17 protein-coding genes are annotated in these 17,402 nt (G+C 62.3%); 6 read left to right on the top strand and 11 right to left on the bottom strand.

The window, feature by feature from the left end; all coding sequences use genetic code 11:
* Nucleotides 1-15 precede the first annotated feature (15 nt).
* From BLS13_RS00550 to BLS13_RS00540, 3 genes are read right to left on the bottom strand one after another with little or no spacing between them, the layout of a single operon-like run.
* Nucleotides 16-1,602, bottom strand: coding sequence for a lysine--tRNA ligase (locus BLS13_RS00550; protein WP_093448855.1), 1,587 nt, complete (start codon nucleotides 1,600-1,602; stop codon nucleotides 16-18).
* A gap of 53 nt (nucleotides 1,603-1,655) precedes the next feature.
* Nucleotides 1,656-2,843, bottom strand: a complete 1,188-nt coding sequence (locus BLS13_RS00545; protein WP_143011827.1) for a hypothetical protein — start codon at nucleotides 2,841-2,843, stop codon at nucleotides 1,656-1,658.
* Nucleotides 2,818-4,233, bottom strand: a complete 1,416-nt coding sequence (locus tag BLS13_RS00540) for an MBOAT family O-acyltransferase (RefSeq protein ID WP_093448850.1) — start codon at nucleotides 4,231-4,233, stop codon at nucleotides 2,818-2,820. The genes BLS13_RS00545 and BLS13_RS00540 overlap by 26 nt, the downstream gene beginning before the upstream one ends.
* Before the next feature lie 474 nt (nucleotides 4,234-4,707).
* On the opposite strand from BLS13_RS00540, the gene BLS13_RS00535 reads away from it, so the two are divergent.
* From BLS13_RS00535 to BLS13_RS00520, 4 genes are all read left to right on the top strand, one after another.
* Nucleotides 4,708-5,544, top strand: coding sequence for a LytTR family DNA-binding domain-containing protein (locus BLS13_RS00535; protein WP_176943369.1), 837 nt, complete (start codon nucleotides 4,708-4,710; stop codon nucleotides 5,542-5,544).
* A 134-nt stretch (nucleotides 5,545-5,678) separates the two neighbouring features.
* Entirely contained in the window at nucleotides 5,679-6,317 is a 639-nt protein-coding gene (locus tag BLS13_RS00530) for a hypothetical protein (RefSeq protein WP_256325633.1), read from the top strand.
* A 99-nt stretch (nucleotides 6,318-6,416) separates the two neighbouring features.
* Entirely contained in the window at nucleotides 6,417-9,137 is a 2,721-nt protein-coding gene (locus tag BLS13_RS00525; protein WP_176943394.1) for an ATP-dependent DNA helicase, read from the top strand.
* Between the two features lie 55 nt (nucleotides 9,138-9,192).
* Nucleotides 9,193-9,735, top strand: coding sequence for a SixA phosphatase family protein (locus BLS13_RS00520; protein ID WP_093448845.1), 543 nt, complete (start codon nucleotides 9,193-9,195; stop codon nucleotides 9,733-9,735).
* 50 nt (nucleotides 9,736-9,785) lie between these two features.
* Here the strand turns inward: BLS13_RS00520 and BLS13_RS00515 are convergent, their stop codons facing one another.
* From BLS13_RS00515 to rpmF, 5 genes are all read right to left on the bottom strand, one after another.
* Nucleotides 9,786-10,199, bottom strand: a complete 414-nt coding sequence (locus BLS13_RS00515; RefSeq protein WP_093448842.1) for a MerR family transcriptional regulator — start codon at nucleotides 10,197-10,199, stop codon at nucleotides 9,786-9,788.
* A 12-nt stretch (nucleotides 10,200-10,211) separates the two neighbouring features.
* Nucleotides 10,212-10,514, bottom strand: coding sequence for an integration host factor subunit alpha (locus tag BLS13_RS00510; protein WP_037527706.1), 303 nt, complete (start codon nucleotides 10,512-10,514; stop codon nucleotides 10,212-10,214).
* Between the two features lie 79 nt (nucleotides 10,515-10,593).
* Nucleotides 10,594-11,550, bottom strand: coding sequence for a beta-ketoacyl-ACP synthase III (locus BLS13_RS00505; protein WP_093449481.1), 957 nt, complete (start codon nucleotides 11,548-11,550; stop codon nucleotides 10,594-10,596).
* Nucleotides 11,551-11,573: 23 nt separating this feature from the next.
* A complete protein-coding gene (gene plsX, locus BLS13_RS00500) occupies nucleotides 11,574-12,620 on the bottom strand; it encodes a phosphate acyltransferase PlsX (RefSeq protein WP_176943393.1) in 1,047 nt (348 codons plus the stop codon).
* Nucleotides 12,621-12,643: 23 nt separating this feature from the next.
* A complete protein-coding gene (rpmF, locus tag BLS13_RS00495; RefSeq protein WP_037527704.1) occupies nucleotides 12,644-12,823 on the bottom strand; it encodes a 50S ribosomal protein L32 in 180 nt (59 codons plus the stop codon).
* Nucleotides 12,824-13,059: 236 nt separating this feature from the next.
* On the opposite strand from rpmF, the gene BLS13_RS00490 reads away from it, so the two are divergent.
* Complete coding sequence (locus tag BLS13_RS00490; protein WP_093448837.1) at nucleotides 13,060-13,479, top strand: MAPEG family protein; 420 nt, start codon at nucleotides 13,060-13,062, stop codon at nucleotides 13,477-13,479.
* Nucleotides 13,480-13,521: 42 nt separating this feature from the next.
* On the opposite strand, the gene BLS13_RS00485 is transcribed toward BLS13_RS00490, so the two are convergent.
* Nucleotides 13,522-14,193, bottom strand: a complete 672-nt coding sequence (locus tag BLS13_RS00485) for an MBL fold metallo-hydrolase (protein ID WP_093448834.1) — start codon at nucleotides 14,191-14,193, stop codon at nucleotides 13,522-13,524.
* A gap of 108 nt (nucleotides 14,194-14,301) precedes the next feature.
* On the opposite strand from BLS13_RS00485, the gene pabB reads away from it, so the two are divergent.
* Nucleotides 14,302-16,053 (top strand): aminodeoxychorismate synthase component I, encoded by a 1,752-nt coding sequence (pabB, locus tag BLS13_RS00480; protein WP_176943368.1) that lies wholly within the window; start codon nucleotides 14,302-14,304, stop codon nucleotides 16,051-16,053.
* Here the strand turns inward: pabB and BLS13_RS00475 are convergent.
* Both BLS13_RS00475 and BLS13_RS00470 read right to left on the bottom strand, forming a co-directional pair.
* On the bottom strand, nucleotides 15,976-16,842 hold the full coding sequence (locus BLS13_RS00475) for a sulfotransferase family protein (RefSeq protein WP_143011826.1): 867 nt from the start codon (nucleotides 16,840-16,842) through the stop codon (nucleotides 15,976-15,978). The two genes, pabB and BLS13_RS00475, sit on opposite strands and share 78 nt — an antisense overlap.
* Nucleotides 16,843-16,941: 99 nt before the next feature.
* A complete protein-coding gene (locus tag BLS13_RS00470) occupies nucleotides 16,942-17,220 on the bottom strand; it encodes a hypothetical protein (protein WP_093448830.1) in 279 nt (92 codons plus the stop codon).
* Nucleotides 17,221-17,402: the final 182 nt, after the last annotated feature.

Genomic DNA, 17,402 nt, shown 5'->3' with positions numbered 1-17,402 from the left:
CCGAAACAAAAAAGATCAGGCCAGCGCCTCGGCGATCAGTTTGCGGCTGTTTTCGACCCCGTAGAGCGCGATGAAGCTGCCCATACGCGGCCCCTGCTCGGCACCCAGCAGAGTCTCGTACAAGGCCTTGAACCAGTCACGCAGGGTTTCGAAGCCATAGGCCTCTTCCTTGCCGATCGCGTAGACCTCGTTCTGGATATCCTCGGCCGATGCGTCGGCGGGCATCGCCGCCAGCCGCGCGTCGAGATCCTTAAGCGCCGCCGCCTCATTGACGGTCGGTGCCCGGCGCCTGAGCGTCGGCGCGACGAAATCGCGGTGATAGGCGAGCGCATAGCCGATCAGCCGGTCGAGCTCGGGATATTCGTCGGCAGTGGCATCGGGAAGGTAATTGGCCAGATAGCCCCAAACCTGCCCCTTCGAGGCATCGCCCATCACGCCGACAAGGTTTAGCAGCAGCCCGAACGTCACCGGCAGTTCGCCCTGCGGCAATTGGCCGTTATGGATGTGGTGGACCGGATTGCCGAGCTTCTGCTCGATCGGCTGCGCGGCATAGTTGCCGCGGAACTGCCAATATTCGTCAACCGCGCGCGGGATCACGCCCATATGGAGCTGCTTGGCCTTCTTCGGCTCGCGATAGGCGTAAAAGGCCAGGCTTTCCTCGGGGCCATAGGTCAACCACTGGTCGAGGCTGAGGCCATTGCCCTTCGACTTCGAGATCTTCTCGCCCTTTTCGTCGAGGAACATCTCGTAATTGAAGCCTTCAGGCGGCCGTGCACCAAGCACGCGGGTGATCTTCGACGACTGCTGGACCGAATCGATCAGATCCTTGCCCGACATCTCGTAGTCGACGCCGAGCGCGACCCAGCGCATCGCCCAGTCGACCTTCCACTGCAGCTTCGCACCGCCGCCGAGAATCGACTGCTCGATCACGTCGCCATCGTCGGTAAAGCGCACCAGCCCGGCCTCGACATCGACAACCTCGACCGGCACCTGCAGCACGATCCCACTCTTCGGGCTGATCGGCAGCACCGGCGAATAGGTCGCCTGCCGTTCCTTGCGCAGCGTCGGCAGCATTACGGCCATGATCGCATCATAATGGCGCAGGATCGCCTTGAGCGCTTCATCGAACTGGCCCGACTGATACCCCTCGGTCGCCGATCGGAAATCATATTCGAAGCCGAAGCGATCGAGAAATTGCCGCAGCATCGCATTATTATGATGCGCGAAACTTTCGAATTTCCCGAACGGATCGGGCACCTGCGTCAAAGGCTTGCCGAGATATTCGGTCAGCATCGCCTGGTTCGGCACATTGTCCGGCACCTTGCGCAGCCCATCCATATCGTCGCTGAACGCGATCAACCGGGTCGGCAGATCGGACAGTGCTTCATAGGCATGGCGCACCATCGTCGTGCGCAGCACTTCGTTGAACGTGCCGATATGCGGCAGGCCCGACGGGCCATAGCCGGTCTCGAACAGCACATAGCCTTTCTCCGGCGCGCCTTTCTCATAGCGCTTGAGCAGCTTGCGCGCCTCTTCATAGGGCCAGGCCTTGGAGGTGAGAGCTGCGGCGCGCAGATCGGCGGGAGAATATGACTGTTCCATGGTGGCGCCCCTTTAGGGGCGATTCGCCCGCGCGCCAACTCCCCAGCGCTGGCTCAGCCCGCTGTCCGGGGGCGGCAGTCTCGCGCCGACAGCGGCGCTGGCGCATTTGCCATCAGGTGCAGCCGTGGCATCAATGTCACCAGTCGCCGGACATAGGCGTCGGTAAATACCGTCGCGCAGGCCCGGCTGACATGCGAGCCCTCCGGGATCACCAGCCCCTGCGCAGCAGGCAGATCGTCGATATGAATGCCTGCACTATGGCTCGTCGTCAGCAGGGCATCCCAGCCCCTCGCTTTCGGAATGCGTTTCTCCTCATTCGCGCGGATTTCGGGGATCGAGGGCGGGCGCACGAAAATCACATCGCCGCCCCGCGCCCTGATCGTGTCGACGGCGGCACGCGTCTTCGCCTGTGTCATCGCTATGATCGCGGGCTTCACCGGGGGCCCGCGAAAGCCGCCCCAGGCCGCGAGCGCATGCTGGCGGAGACGTTCATCCTGCTCGATCCGCGGCCACATGAACGTCTGGCGATCGCCGAAAGACTGACCGATCTTCCAAACATCGTTGTAGGGCCCCTCAACTCCCGCTCGCCAGTTCGGATCTGTCCGGGCGACGAGGGTGCTCAGCCGATATTCGGTTTCGAGGAAAGCGAGATGCTGCGCCAGAAAACGATGGATCACGAACGAGCCACGCTTGGCCGGCGACTCCCAATGACCGAGATCGAGCGCCTGCTTCATGAACCCGATCTTGTCGCGAAAATAGGATGTGTCGGCCATGCCGACGATCACCAGCCCCTTGAATTTGGGATCGGCGGCGAGATCCTCGAGCACCGGCCGGCCGTTCGTTCCCGGCAACGCGAGTTGCAGCGGCCGAACGCCGGTGAGCTGCTGAAAGCGGGAGAGATCGGTATCGAACAGGATCCGCGAATCGCCCACGATCGCCACCTTGATCGGCTCACTGTCGATCCGGCGGCGCTGCTCCGCCCAGGCCGAGGCATTGTCGCCAAGATCGCCAGGGGTAAGGCCCAACTGGCGCATCCGCACTTCCCATAGGCTGGTAAGAATCGCGACGATCAGGAAGGCTGCCAGCGAAATCGCCCGCCACGGGCGATCCGGTATGTCGCGCTCCGGCACCGGTTGCGCGACGCCAGGGCGATCCGACGCGGTCAACCGAAGGCCCGGCGACAAAGCGTGGCGCGGGCCCGCCGCCGATCCGACGTCAGAACTGGAAATAGATGAAGGCATCGCCTGCCCCATGTTCTGCGACCACAGAGAATCCCATGACCGCCAGGATGCCGGTAACCACTACCGGGTGGGTGCGCGCGACCACGGCTTCGAGCGTGCGGTTGCGCATGAGCCAGTGCGCGCACAGGATGCCGCCCACGATCACGCCGGTCGTCGCCAGATAGATCGCCGCCAGCAACGGCACCGGATGGGCGTTCAGGCCCGCCATGCCGGTAATGACGATACTGGCCTTAGCAAAGGTCTTCGCCCGGAAGAATACCCAGGCGATATCGACCAGAAGGAAGGTAATCAGGCCCAGCCCCGCGATCGCAGCGGGGCCCGGCCGATAATCGCGGAACAGCTTCCGCAGCAGGCGCTCGATCGCAAGATAAACGCCATGCAGTCCGCCCCAGAACACGAAGGTCCAGCTGGCGCCATGCCACAGCCCGCCGATCAGCATCGTCGACATCAGCGAAACATAGGTACGAAGTTCACCATGCCGATTGCCGCCCAGCGGAATGTAAACATAGTCGCGCAGCCACGACGACAAGGAGATGTGCCAGCGACGCCAAAAATCCGAGAAGCCAATCGACGCATATGGGAAGCGAAAATTGTCGGGCATCGCGAAGCCCAGGCACAAGGCGACACCGATCGCAGTCGTCGAATAACCTGCGAAATCGCAGAAGATCTGGCCGCTGAAGGCGATCGTCGCCATCCACGAATCGAGCATGCCCGGCGTCTTGTCCGCATCATAGACCGCCTCGACGACGGGGCCGAGAAAGCCATCCGCGAGCACCACCTTCTGGAACAGGCCGAGCGTCATCAGCGCCAGCCCGAACCGCAGTTGATCGCCGCTGGCCTTACGCGGCGTGGCGAACTGCGGAACCAGTTCGGTCGGCCGCATGATCGGCCCCGCCACAAGGTGCGGGAAGAAGGTTACGAACAGCGCATAATCGAGGAAATTCCGGGCGGGCGCGGCACGGCGCAGATAGACGTCCAGCGTGTAGGACATCGTCGCGAACGTGTAGAAGGAAATGCCGATCGGCAGGACGATATCATATTTGGGGGGGCTGTAGTGCAGCCCCACCGCCAGCGCGATCGACGAGAAGCTGTCGACCAGGAACTGGCCATATTTGAAATAGCCGAGCATGCCGACGTTCGCGATGACCGAAATCAGCATCCAAAGCCGCCGGTGCCATTGGTCCTTCGCGGTGACGAGCGCGCGGGCGGCGAACCAGTCGACCACCGTGGACACCCACAGCAGGATGACGAACGGCGGATTCCATGCCGCATAGAAGATATAGCTGGCGATCAGCAGATTGATCTTCTTCGCGTTCCACGGGAGCGGCAGGCTGTGGAGCCCGAGCACGATCGCGAAAAATGCGACGAAGATGAGCGAGTTGAATATCATCCCCGGCGACGCCGTATCGAACCGACATCGCAACCGCAGAGACTGAGTTCAGCAGATCGTATCTTGACCAATGATGCCCCCCGACACTGCTTGACAGTATCGGAATGGGATCAATGTGCATATGCACATTTTTACCGTCGGATCCTTGTCCTCCGGCCGGTCGAGGGCCGACCGGCTTACACTGACGAACTCAGCCCAGAACCAGAGCGAAAGCGCCGATCTGCGCCAGAATGGCGAAACCAAGCCCCAGAATGATGTGCTTGACGTCAAGAATGTTGCTCATGTGGACCTCCAATGTTGTGCTCATCCGTACCCGGCCTGCGGCCTGCGGCGAGCTGCCGTTGCCATGGGCCCCACATGGACATCGGCGAATCGCGGACAAGGGCGATTGCGTAACGGGGCCGGGCTGCTTGAATGGCCTTGAAAAATCGACATAGTGGCGGTTCGCGCTTCGCGAACCGGAAGAGAGTTTGCGTGAAACGGATAAGACGCGCGCTGCTGGAAATCTGGGCCGTCCTGATGATGTCGGCGGTCTTCGGGTTTCTGGGGCCGTTCGGAACGTATCTGATGGGCGATTTTCTGATGCGCGCCGGGCACTGGCTCGGCGTGCTGGGTGCGGCCTATATGTTCATGCGACCCGCGATCATCTTCTGGCGGTGGCTGGCAAAGGCGACGGGGCTGCCGCGGGGACCGCTGGTCTTCTGGGGGCTGATCGCCTCCAGCTTCCCCATGACTTACATCTGGCGGGTGGCCGGGCAGGACGAAATTCGGCTTCAGGTCGGCTCGGGGCTATTCCCGCTCGCTCTGCTGTTTGCGCTGATGAACCTGGGCATAGTGTGGTGGGCAAAACGTGCCGACGATCAGCTGCTGAACTATTATGACGCCGCCCGTCCGTCGCGCGGAGACGGGGCGCCAGCTCTTCCGCCAAAGTACAATCCCGATCGCGGATCGCGCCAGAATGGCGGCAACGAAGCGGCATCGCAAACATCGCAGCGGCCACGCCTCTATGCCCGCCTCAGCCCCCGTTTCGAAGGCGACATCCTGGCGTTGGAGAGCGAGGATCATTATGTGCGCGTCCATGGCCACAAGCAAAGCGAGTTGCTGCTGCTGCGACTACGGGACGCAATTGCCGAAATGGACGACAGCCCCGGCGAGCAGACACACCGGAGCTGGTGGATCGCAAGCAATGCCGTAGCCGGCGTGAACGGCGCGGGCCGCAATCGCGAGATCCGGCTGGTGAACGGCACCTGCGCACCGGTGGCCCGTGATTCGGTTGATCGGCTGCAGCGAACGGGGTTCCTCCCGGTCTGAAGTCGGCCCCCTTCTGAAGCCGGAAACATTCCGCGCTAGATCGGTGCGAAGCTCGGGCATCTCTACATAAGACGTGACAGCCGCTGCGTCTGTGTCCAATCTCAGAAGTTCGAACTATCGACATTGAGGACATCATGAAGGTCACGAAGGATTCGGCCTCCGCCCGCCCACCTGGCGCTTCGGAGCGGATATTGCGGGCGCTGGCCGCCGAATTTCCACGACTCCACAATCGTCAGTCGTTTCTGGAAAGCAAGTCGCTGCTGGAATGGTTTCAAAAGGGCGATCAGCAAGGACTGACCGATCATGAACGCCAGGCTGTGGCGAAGGCGCTGACCCGGCTGATCAACGATGACAGCATCTCGGAAATCCTCTGGCCGGCCGGCCATGCGGAAAAGGTCGATCTGCCCGAACAAGGCATGATCGCCGTATCGGTCGATCTGGGGTCGCTGCGCGAGGAGCGGCTGGGCTGGGAGCAAAGTCGCGACGGGCCTGAACCCACGCAGGAACGCATCGTCACGGAGATCGTCAGCCGCTCGCGCAAGTGGATCGACGAGAATCTCGACATGGGTAAGCTACCGCTGCTGCTCACCAACGCCAGCATCATTCACGGATCGAATGCCTTCGATATCCTGATCAGCGCATCCTACCGCAATCCCTACAATCTGCTGCGTTACACGCGCGAGGTCGTCCAGGTTATCAACCATGTCGCCGGCACGCACACGATGCTGGTGGCGCAAAGCTACGGCTTTCCCAATTTCGGCACGTCCGAATGATGCCCGCGATATCCCGTTGATCCGCGATAAGGCGGGCGGCGGCTCGGTCAACTTCGCCGTTCCTCTCCCTGCCCTCCTGGCTTACACTTAGTCTAGATGATGGCCCCCATCCTTCCCTATCCAGCGCTGTACGCGACGCACGGCGGCGTCTGGATCGCGTCAGCCGATGGTGAGGTCCGCGGAATAGGACGGCGCGAGGCGGTTGTGCGCGCAGCCGAGACGCCGATGATCGTGCTGAATGCCGAAGTGACCGCCAACCGGCTCGGCCATGGCGAATTTTCGGGGCTCGACCTGCTCGAGCTGTTTGCCTTCGTCCACCCTGCCCGCTTTGCGGTCCCGACGCCGGCCGGGATCGCGCGGGTGCTGGGGCTGGAAGCGCCACGCAACGACGCGCAGGCTGCCGCCTTCCTGATCGTTGCAGCGCGCGCGCTGCTCAATCGCATGGCCGCATCGCAGGAGTGGGCGGAGCGCGATGGCGCATGGAATGTTGCACAGTCGCTGGGCCGGCTGCGCTGGCCCTGGGCGCATGCGGTGGGGCATCTCCTGCGCGAGCCCGCGCGAAGCGAGCGCACCCTGTTCGCGCGACTGCCCGAATGGGATGAGGCCCCTGCCCGGCCACAGCCGCGCAACGTGATGCTAGGCGAGATCGAGACAACCGATCGGCTGACGACGATCGTGGGGTCGAATGCCGAACCCCGCGAGGGTCAGAAGCATTATGCCGTCGCCAGCGCCCGCGCCTTCGATCCGCGGTTGGCCGAGGGGCGCCCCAATCTGGTGCTGGCCGAGGCGGGCACCGGGATCGGCAAGACATTGGGTTATCTCGCGCCCGCCTCGCTCTGGGCAGAACAGGCGCAGGGCAATGTCTGGATATCGACATATACCAAGGCGCTGCAACGCCAGCTCGATCAGGAGACCCGGCGCATCTACCCCGATCCGGCAATCCGGCGAGAAAAGGTCGTGGTTCGCAAGGGGCGCGAAAACTATCTCTGCCTGCTCAATCTTGAAGACGCCTTGCAGGGCGGGTTCCAGAATCGTGCGGCCATCCTGGCGCAATTGATCGGCCGTTGGGCCGCCTATAGCCGCGACGGCGATATGGTGGGCGGCGATCTGCCCGGCTGGCTGCCTACCCTGTTCCGCAGGGCCGGATCGACGGCGCTCACCGATCGCCGCGGCGAATGTGTCTATGCGGGCTGCCCCCATTACCGGAAATGCTTCATCGAACGCGCCGCACGCGCGTCCGAAGGCGCCGATATCGTCATCGCCAATCATGCATTGGTGATGATTCTGGCCCAACGCCGCGCCGATGAGGGACATCCGCTCAGCCGAATCATCTTCGACGAGGGCCATCACCTGTTCGACGCCGCCGATTCGACCTTTGCGGCGGCGCTGACAGGCCAGGAAACAATCGAGCTGCGACGGTGGATCATCGGGCCCGAAGCCAAGTCGCGCGGGCGTCGACGCGGACTATCTGCGCGCCTGTCCGATGTTGCATCCTATGATGAAGAAGGCGCGCTGGCGATCGAGGCCGCATCGATGGCGGCCACATTGTTGCCCGGCGATGGCTGGCTTGGACGCCTGGCCGAGGGCCTGCCGCTGGGCCCGATCGAGAAGATGCTCGCCGCCGCCCGCGCCACCGTTTACGCGCGGGCCAGCGCCCAGGACGCCGGCTATGGCCTCGAGACCGATGTCGGCGAGCCCGATCCCGCGCTGATCGATGCGGCGCATCCGGCGATCGAAGCGCTGGAGGCGCTGATGCGACCGATGGCGCGGTTGCGGCAACGATTGGTCGCGGTGATGGAGGATGGCCCCGATTGGCTGGATGGGCAGGCACGCGCGCGAATCGAGGGCGCAATTTCCGGCCTTACCCATCGCGCCCAACTGATCGGCGTTTGGGTTTCGATGCTGGCGCGGCTGGGCGGGCCCGGCGATCCCGACTTCGTCGACTGGCTCGCAGTCGATCGGCGCGAGGGCCGCGAATATGATATCGGTCTGCATCGCCATTGGCTCGACCCTGCGGTACCGCTCGCCGATACGGTGCTCAAACCCGCACACGGCGTACTTGTGACCTCCGCCACCCTGCGCGACGGCGAGGACTGGTCGATCGCCGAAGCCCGAAGCGGTGCGACCGCGCTCGGCTACCGGCCGCGCCATATCGCGGTGCCAAGCCCGTTCGACTATGCAAGCAGCGCCGAGGTGCTGATCGTGACCGACTTCAAGCGCGGCGATATCGCACAGCTCGGCCAGGCCTATAGCCGGCTGATCGCAGCGGCCGGAGGCGGCACATTGGGCCTGTTCACCGCGATCTCGCGGTTGAAGGCCGTTCATGCGCGGATTGCGGACCGGCTCGCCCGCGATGGGCTGCCGCTTTATACCCAGCATGTCGATCCGATCGACACAGGTACTTTGGTCGATATTTTCCGCGACGAACCGAAAGCTTCGCTGCTTGGCACCGATGCGCTGCGTGACGGCGTCGACGTGCCGGGCGATTCGCTGCGGCTCGTGGTGATGGAAGGCGTTCCCTGGCCCCGACCGACCGTATTGCACGCTGCGCGGCGGGCGGCGGGTGGCGGCAGCCTGTATGATGATGCGATCGTCCGCGCGCGATTGCGGCAGGCATTCGGCCGCCTGATCCGGAGTGCGGGCGACAAGGGCCATTTCGTGCTGCTGGGCGCGGCAACGCCAAGCCGCCTCCTGAATGCCTTTCCGGAGGGCGTGCTGGTGCGGCGCGTAACGCTCGACGAGGCGGTGGCCCGGATCGGTGGCACCGAAATTGCGCAAGACCACGGCTTTCTTCCGACCGATGTTTCGGGCATCACCTGAATGATGAAGCGGAAGACGGCGGTGGGCAGATGGTAGTTGGGGGCGTCGGGCGCAGATGAAAACACTGGTGCTGCTTCGCCATGCCAAATCAGGATGGAACGATCCGGTCGCGCGCGATTTCGATCGCCCGCTGAATGCCAAGGGGCGCCGCGCCGCGCAGCGAATCGGCGAATATCTGCGCAGCGAGCATCTGCCCTTCGATCATATTATCGCCTCGCCGGCCGTCAGGGTCGTCGAGACCCTTGAAAATATGGCGGAAGGCATCGGTACGACGCTCAACCCCGCATGGGACAAAAGGCTGTATCTCGCCTCGGCCGGCGCGCTGCTCGACGTCGTGAACGAGAGCGACGACAGCTATGAAAGCGTCCTGATCGCCGGGCATAATCCCGGGCTCGAGGATCTGGTGCTGATGCTGGTGCCGGATAGCGAAGGCGACGAGGCGCGCGATCAGGTCGAAGAGAAATTCCCGACCGCCAGCATCGCGCAGATCCAGTTCCCCGTCGACCATTGGGAAGATATCCGCCCCGGCAGCGGCGAACTTGCCCTGTTCATGCGCCCCCGCGATCTCGACCCCGCTCTGGGGCCCGATCAGGAATAAGCTGACGACAATCCCGAAGAAGCCGATTCGCTTCAACGAAGGCGTTAAGCCTATTCCATGTCCGTTGCGAGCGCACCGATCAGCGAGTCGCGAATCGCCTTGAGTTCGGCCCGCACGACTGGCGGTATGTTGGGCTGGTTCACGACGAGCACCGGCGCCGGCGCGATCGGCTGGGGTGTGGATGCCGTAGCAGCCTCGACGCCCCCCGCCCCGCCCTTTTGCGACAACAGCTTCTGAACGCCCCGGATCGTATAACCCTGTTCGTTCAGCAGACTATGGATCCGCCGCACGAGGGCGGCATCTGAAGGGCGATAATAGCGGCGGTTTCCCGCCCGCTGCAACGGACGAAGCTGCGGGAAACGGGTTTCCCAATATCGCAGGATATGTTGCTGGATTCCAAGCTCGGCCGAGAGTTCGCCGATCGTTCGAAACGCATCCTCCGCCTTTTCGCCGCCTGAAACCATCAGTTCTCCACCTTATTCGCCGGCGACGATCCGGTCGCGCAACATCTGGCTGGCCCGGAAGGTCAATACGCGCCGTGGCGCAATCGGCACTTCGACACCCGTCTTGGGATTGCGGCCTACGCGCTCTCCCTTCTCGCGCAGAACGAAGCTGCCAAAGCCGGAGATCTTGACATTTTCACCGGTAGCCAACGCCGCGCAGAGATGTTCGAGCACCTGTTCGACGATGGAAGCTGATTCTGCCCGCGAAAGCCCTATTTCGCGATGGACCTGCTCGGATAGATCCGCGCGGGTCAACGTCCCGTTCTCCAACGCCATTACTGTCCCCCAACCCTAGCGAGTAGATGGTACCTTATCGGCGACTCGCGATTACGCAAAGCACGATCTAATAAGGGTTTCAGTAACGTACTGCGGCTGCGGCCCATGTAAAGCCGCCACCCATCGCTTCGAGCACAAGAAGGTCGCCCGGCTTGATCCGGCCATCGCGCACGGCCACGTCGAGCGCAAGCGGCACCGAAGCAGCCGACGTGTTGGCGTGCTGATCGACGGTGATGATGATCTTTTCCGGGGCGAGCCCCAGCTTGCGGGCCGTTGCATCCAGAATCCGGCGATTGGCCTGATGGGGGACGATCCAATCGACATCCGCAACCGAAAGCCCTGCCGCTTCAATGACTTCATTCGTCACCTTAGCAAGGTTGGTAACCGCGTGGCGGAAAACTTCCTGCCCCTTCATTCGCAATTTTCCGACGGTTCCGGTCGTGGACGGGCCGCCGTCGACATAAAGCAGCTCATTGTGGCGACCATCGGCGTGGAGGCGTGTTGCCAGCACACCACGTTCGCCATCCTGCGCCTGCAGCACGACTGCGCCCGCACCATCGCCAAACAGAACGCAGGTCGTGCGATCATCCCAGTCGAGGATGCGGCTGAATGTTTCGGCTCCGATCACGACCGCCACATCGGCGGTACCGGCGCGAATCATGCTTTCGGCCACGGACAGCGCGTAGAGAAAGCCCGAGCAAACCGCCTGGACGTCAAACGCAACGCAATCGTTTATGCCGAGCGCGGCCTGAACCTTGGTCGCAGAGGCCGGAAATGTCTGGTCCGGCGTCGCGGTGGCCAAAATGATCAGCCCCACCGCAGACGGCGCAATGCCGGCGGCGTCCAGCGCCTTGCGCGCGGCTTCGGTAGCGAGTGACGCCGTAGTCTCCCCCTCGCCGGCAATATAGCGCGCCTCGATACCGGTTCGCGCGATAATCCATTCGTCGGACGTATCGACGGTTTCGGCCAGTTCGGTATTGGTCACCCGCCGAGCCGGCAGAGCCGATCCAGTGCCAATGATGACAGCGCGCCGCATCGGCCCCCCTTTATTGGATTCGGTCATGCAACGGCTTGCGGTAGCGCTGCACGCGAACGGAAATTGTCGAGATCTTCGGTGATTCGGCGGGTGATATCGTTGCTTGCGATCCGGGTCGCGACGCCAATGGCATTGGCGGTCCCGATAGCATCGGCTCCGCCATGGCTTTTGACGACAAGCCCGTTCAGGCCGAGAAACACCGCGCCATTATGATTGTTTGGGTCAAGATGTTCGCGCAGCAAGGTGAAAGCCGGACGAGACAGCAGGAAGCCTGCCTTCGAACGCAGCGAACTCGAAAATGCGCGCCGGAGCAGGTCGGTGATGAAGCGTGCGGTGCCTTCGATCGATTTCAGCGCGATATTGCCGGAAAATCCGTCGGTCACCACGACATCGACCTCACCGCGGCCGAGCCGATCGGCCTCGATGAAGCCTTCGAACGTCCAGTCGCCGCTATCCTGTGCGCGCAGCGCCGCAGCAGCCTCCTTCAGTTCGCCCGTGCCTTTCAATTCTTCGGTACCGATATTCAGCAATCGCACGCGCGGGCAGGCAACACCCGCGGCCGCCCGCGAATAAGCGGCGCCCATCACGGCGAATTCCACAAGGTTGCGGGCATCGCACTCGGTATTGGCGCCCAGATCGAGCATCACCAGATCATTATCGCCCAGCGTCGGCATCAGGGCCGCGAGCGCCGGCCGATCGATGCCATGCATCGTCCGCAAGCTGAGCTTGGCCATCGCCATCATCGCGCCGGTATTACCGGCGGACATCGCCGCTGACGCCTCGCCTTCCTTAACGGCAAGGATGGCGCGCCCCATCGATGAGGTCTTGGTTCGGCGGATGGCCTGGCTTGGTTTGTCCTCGCCAGTGATCACGTCGTCGCAATGCACCACATCCGATCCTGCGAGGATCGGATGCTTCGCCATTTCCGCCCGTATCGCGACCTCATCGCCGAACAGCGTGAACTGGACGGACTCGCCGCGCGTAAGCGCAAGCGCAGCGCCGGCGATCGTTGTCGCCGGTCCGCCATCACCGCCCATCGCATCCAGAGCGATTCGCGGCGCCTGTCCCACCATCATGTCCCCGCTGGTCTTGATCAGGCCTCGACGGAGATGATTTCGCGACCGTTATAGTGGCCGCAGGCGCTGCACAGATTGTGCGGACGCTTCAGCTCGCCGCAATTCGGGCATTCCTGAAACGATTCAACCGACAGCGAATCGTGGCTACGACGCATGTTGCGCTTGGAAGGCGAAGTTTTTCTCTTGGGGACGGCCATGTCGGCACCTGTTCCTAACTGAATAAAATAAGCGACGAGGCCCCAGTCGCCAGATACCGACAGCCAGAATTGGCCGCGGACCTGAGCGGCCGGGCTCGTCGCGAGCGCGCGACCTATAGCGATTTCGTCCCGCGTTGCAAGTATCGCTGCAAGCTGCCACCTTAGCGACCGGATAGCGGACTGAGGCGGGCTTTCGGCGTGGCTGATACCGACATTATCCGCGGAGGGGAACAGCGATGACGATATTACCTGTTACACTCACGATCACCGGCGCCGCAGCCATAGTCAATTTCTGGCTGGCCGTCCGCTGCGCCGCGCTGCGCGTGAAGGGGAAGATTCTGATCGGCGACGGCGGCGACATCCGCCTTACGGCCCGCATGCGCGCGCATTCCAACTATGTCGAATATACGCCGTTCGTGCTCATATTGATGGGGCTGATCGAACTGGCGACCGGCACGCACACCTGGCTTTGGGTAGCAGGCATACTTTATATACTGGCGCGCATCTGCCACGCCTTCGGCCTCGATCGCGGAACGGCCAACATCTTGCGCGGGATCGGCGTGCTGGTGACCTTCATCGTCATGCTCGGGCTGGCCGGCTACGCCTTATGGCTGCCTTATGTTTTTCGCGATGGCGCGATCGCCATCACGCATTGAGCGGCAGTAATTTCTCCCCGAACTTGCTCGGGGAGAAATTGTCTATTCCGCCGCCAGTGCCCGATCGCCAACGAACGGATTGCCGGCGCGCTCATGCGCGAAGGTCGACATCGGGCCATGGCCGGGGACAAAGGCGGTTTCACCGCCCAGCGGCCATAATTTGCTGGTGATCGACGCGATCAGATCGCCATGATTGCCGCGCGGAAAATCGGTCCGTCCGATCGATCCCTGGAACAGCACATCGCCCACCAGCGCCAATCGCGATTCGGGATGGTGGAACACCACATGCCCTGGCGTGTGGCCCGGGCAATGGATGACGTCGAATATCAGATCGCCAACCGTCACCTGATCGCCATCGGCCAACCAGCGATCGGGCGTGAACGATCGCGCCTCCATGCTGTATTTCCGGCTGTCGGCATCGAGCTGATCGATCCAGAACTGATCTGCGGGGTGCGGCCCCTCGATCGGCACGCCGAGGCGTTCGGCGAGGATGCCGGCTGCGCCGCAATGATCGACATGGCCATGCGTCACCAGCAGCTTTTCGATCGTAACGCCGTGCTGCTTCGCCGTCGCCAGCAACCGATCGAGATCACCGCCGGCATCGACGAAGGCCCCCTTCATCGTCTGCGAGCACCATAATAAGGTGCAATTCTGCTGAAACGCCGTGACCGGGATGATCGCGGCCCGCAACGGCGGATTCGCTTTGTCGTTCATACCGACGACATGCGCAAAGCCGCCCGCTTATGCAAGACGGACGCATCCTCCGCCTTTCCCCGCGGCGATCAAGCTTGATCCCCGACGGGCGCCATAGCATGGAACGCCATGCTCGACATCGCCCATCCGTTCGTGTTGCTGGACGATGCCCGGCCCGGCTCGATCGGCGCCCGGCTGTTCACCCGGCCCGTCGACGAGATTCGCGCCGATACGCCAGAGGCCGTTGATGCCGCGCTCCAACGCTTGCGCGACGCCACCCGATCAGGCCTGCACGCCGCTGGCGCGATCGCATTCGAGGCCGGCTATGCGATCGAGCCCAAACTCAGCGCCCGCGCGCTCGATTCTGCCCCCTTATTGTGGTTCGGGCTGTTTGAGACAGCCGTACGGATCAGTGGGGAGGAACTGGCTGCGCTGTTGCCAGCGCCCTCCGCTGCATGGGTGAGCGAGCCCCTACCGCTGATCGGCAAGGCCCAATATCAGGCCGCATTCGACAAGGTGCAGGCCTATATTGCGGCCGGTGACATCTATCAGGCCAACCTGACCTTTCCCGCCGAGATCGCCTTTTCAGGATCGCCACTCGCGCTCTACGCCATGCTGCGTGCGCAGGCCGGCGCCGGTTGGGGCGGGATCGTCCATGACGGCGCGCGCTGGCTGCTGTCCTTTTCGCCCGAACTGTTCTTCACATTGGAAGGCGGCCGCTTCACCGCGCGTCCGATGAAGGGCACAGCAACCCGTCACGCCGATCCGGCGGCCGATAGCGCTGCCATCGAACGACTGCGGGGCGATCCCAAGCAGCGCGCCGAAAATCTGATGATCGTCGATCTGCTGCGCAACGATCTGGCCCGCGTCGCCATCGCCGGCAGCGTGGACGTGCCCGACCTGTTTACCGTCGAAACCTACCCCACCATCCATCAGATGACGTCGACGGTGACCGCGCGGCTGATCGACGGTCTGGATGCCATCGATGCGCTCGGCGCCACTTTCCCCTGCGGCTCGATCACCGGCGCGCCCAAGATCCGGGCGATGGAGATTATCGACGAAGTCGAAGCCGAGCCGCGCGGCGCCTATACCGGATCGATCGGCTGCATCGACCCGAATGGCGACGCCGCGTTCAACGTCGCTATTCGCACCATTTCGGTTCTAAAAGATCAGCAAAATGGGCGACTTGGGCTAGGATCGGGAATTGTTGCCGATTCGAAACCGAATGACGAATGGCTGGAGTGTTTAGCCAAGGGGAGTTTCATCGCGATGTCGAGCAGGCCTTTCGACCTGATAGAGACCATGCGGTTCGATCCGATGGAAGGATTCATCGATCTCGATCGCCATCTGGCGCGGATGAAGGCCAGCGCGATGGCGCTTGGTTTCACCTTCAACCGTCACGATTGCCGCAATGACCTTCAGGCGGCCTCCTTTCGGTTGCGAGAAGATGCCAAGGTCCGGCTGTTGCTGGCCCGCAGTGGCGCCATCTCGATCGAAGTGCAGCCGATGCCCGAACCGGTCCAGTCACCGGTCGACGTAAAACTGCTCGCGCTGCCCGTGCCACCGCAAGACTTTCGCCTGCTGCACAAGACCAGCGACCGCGCCTTTTATGACGAGGCTCGCACCGCCGCGGGCACGTTCGAAATCATTTTTGCGGATAATGACGGACTCATCACCGAAGGTAGCTTCACCAACGTCTTCGTCGAGCGCGATGGCATGCTGATCACACCGCGTTCCGGCCGGCTGATGCCCGGCATATTGCGACAACGATTGCTGGAAGAGGGTCAGGCAATCGAGGGGGATCTACGCGCCGACGATCTTGGCAATGGTTTCCTGATCGGCAATGCCCTGCGCGGCCTGATCCAGGCCCGGCTCATTTAGCAGAGTCGCCGCTATCCGGCGCGTCGCCAGCGCCGCTTCGATCAATTCGATATCCTGCGCATAGAGCGCGCGCACGCGCTCGGTCTGCCGATCGGTCATCTGCCGTTCGGTCGCGGTCACGCGATTGAGGTGATCGAGCGGCCGCACCGACGCATCGGGGAAGAACTCGCCGATCCGGCTGATCTCGGAGAACAGCAGCAGCTTGGTCACCGCGATCCGGCCCTGACGATCGGTGACATACCAGCTTTGCGGCCGGAAGATATGATCGACATCATAAGGGCGCCGCGCCGCCTCGACATGATCGAGCGCTTCGTCGATCGATCGGAACGCCGCATATCGCGCGTTGAACGGCTTCGATATCCGGTTTTCGTGCGTCCCGCCGACCCGGCCGTAATTATAGGCCGAAATGAACCGTTCGACCGGATCGCGCAGCACCGCGAAACTCGGCAATGTCTCGACCAGATCGGGCCGGGCCTTCTGATAATAACGGATCGAGGCATGGTTGATCGGTTCGCCATAGAGAGCGTCGCTGACCGACATACCCGCATTCTTCGGTATATGGATGAACAGCAGCCCGGCCTGCCAGATCCGTGTCAGCCGCTTTCGCTTCTTCCTGCCCGGGGGCACGAGCAGCCCCAGATCGCACATGCGTTCATGGACGTCGCTGATCATCTCGACGCCGAAGCAGCGCGCAATGTGACGCTTCAATTCTTCGGCGAAAGCGTCCCGGCGGGACACCGACGAGGGATGAAGAGGCACCAGTTCGACTGACATGATCGGACTATGCAACGTTTATCCGCCATTCATGTTTCATCGATGAAATTTTCGGCGGAAATTTCCGGCATTATGCATCAAATGCACCAAGCGCGAATGACGACAGTTGGGTGGTTAGCGGACGTTCCCGCGCATAATTAAATAAGCCTGCTGATCCTCTAAATCCGCGTCCGTGTAGATAGTGTCCGGGAAGTGGTCGTAGGACTTACCGTATTCGTCGTAGGCGCGCTCTTCGTAGAGCCGCATCGCCTGACTCCACGAGGCGGCGAACGCCTCAAAAACGAATTTCATGTCAGGCGAAATTTTAGCGCGGAACTCGTCACCGATCTTGCTCACCCGACCAAAGTCACCCTCGAATTCTGATCGCCAAAATTCGTGGAGCAAGTCAGGCATATCTCAATTATCGCACGTGGGCGGAACGTCCGCAAATGGGCGTTAAACGACCTCGGTGCATTTGCACCATAATGCCCGAAACTTCTTCAGCGCCGCTCACGCTGGTATCGGCAAGGCCAATATCGGCAGGAACCGGCAGGCGACAGGTGCCAGGGCACATCGAACGCGAGCGACGCAACAAC

Source organism: Sphingomonas sp. YR710, assembly GCF_900101455.1.
In the GTDB taxonomy this organism is placed as follows: Bacteria; Pseudomonadota; Alphaproteobacteria; order Sphingomonadales; family Sphingomonadaceae; genus Rhizorhabdus.
Note: the sequence above shows the minus strand (reverse complement) of the source record. Positions and strands in the feature narration are given on the sequence as shown.